General features: G+C 72.5%; 2 protein-coding genes. One reads left to right on the forward strand and one right to left on the reverse strand.

The features are described from left to right. On the forward strand, window positions 1–536 hold a 536-nt coding region (locus tag OOT08_RS09385), incomplete at its 5' end, for a GDSL-type esterase/lipase family protein (protein ID WP_325092385.1). Window positions 537–572: 36 nt separating this feature from the next. Here the strand turns inward: OOT08_RS09385 and OOT08_RS09390 are convergent. Continuing rightward, the gene (locus OOT08_RS09390) at window positions 573–995 is read right to left on the reverse strand and encodes a Fur family transcriptional regulator (RefSeq protein WP_325092386.1); all 423 of its coding nucleotides are present in this window, start codon (window positions 993–995) and stop codon (window positions 573–575) included. Window positions 996–1,045 lie beyond the last annotated feature (50 nt).

A 1,045-nucleotide genomic window follows, 5' to 3' on the forward strand; every position in this document is an offset into this window, starting at 1 on the left:
TAACCTTCAACGGCGGCGGCAACGACATGCTCCGCCCCGGCACGGACCTGCCGGAGATCATCGCCCGGACCGAGGCGGCCCTCCGCCGCATCATGGCCTCGGGCGCGGAGACCGTACTGGTGGCGGGCGCGAACCCGACGGGCGGGCTGCCCCTCGGCTCGCGGGTCGCGCGGAAGGGGGATGCGCTGGCGCGGGCGGCTGGCGAACTCGCGAGCCGACTCGGCATCCGCTTCGCCGATAACTGGACCGACCCAGAGCTCGCGGGGCCCCAGTACTGGTCCGTGGATCGCTTACACCTGAACCCGATCGGCCACCAGCGTGTCGCCGCAAACGTGTTGGCGGCGCTGGGTCGGCCCGCGCCGGGGGGCTGGGAGACGCAGGCACCCGCGCCGGGCCGCGCGCCGTCCTTCGTGGAGAACGCGCGCTTCGCGCGGGAGCACGTCGCGCCCTGGGTCAAGCGCCGCCTGACGGGCCGTTCCTCGGGCGACGGCCGGTTGCCGAAGTACGGCGAGTGGACCGTGATCGAGCCCCGCTGACCCGCGGCGAAGCCCGGTCCTCAGCGCGGACAGCCCTTATTCAGCGGCGACGGCGGCCGACGTGGCCCCCTGCGTCGCGCAGGATCCGCAGGTGCCGAAGATATCGACGACGTGCGTGACCTCACGAAAGCCGTGCTCGGCGGCGACGCGCTGCGACCACTCTTCGACGGCCTTCGCCTTGAGCTCCTCGGTGTACCCGCAGGAGCGGCAGATCAGGTGATGATGGTGCCCCTCCAGGGCACAGGAGCGGAACAGGTTTTCCCCCTCGGGGGACTGCAGCGTGTCCGCGTCGCCCGCCTCGTGCAGGCTCGCCAGCGCGCGATACACGGTGGCCAGGCCGATCGTCGTGCCCCCCTCGCGGAGCGAGTGGTGGAGCTGCTGGGCGCTCACGAAGCCCGGCGCCGACACGAGCGCCGCGCGCACGGCCTCGCGCTGCCAGGTGTTCCGCTTCACGGTCACGCCGCCACTTCCTTTCGCCCTGCCCCACCGTACCGAGCCAGGCTCCGAAT

Origin of the sequence: Leucobacter sp. M11, assembly GCF_035726885.1 — a bacterium.
GTDB lineage: Bacteria > Actinomycetota > Actinomycetes > Actinomycetales > Microbacteriaceae > JAPFRB01.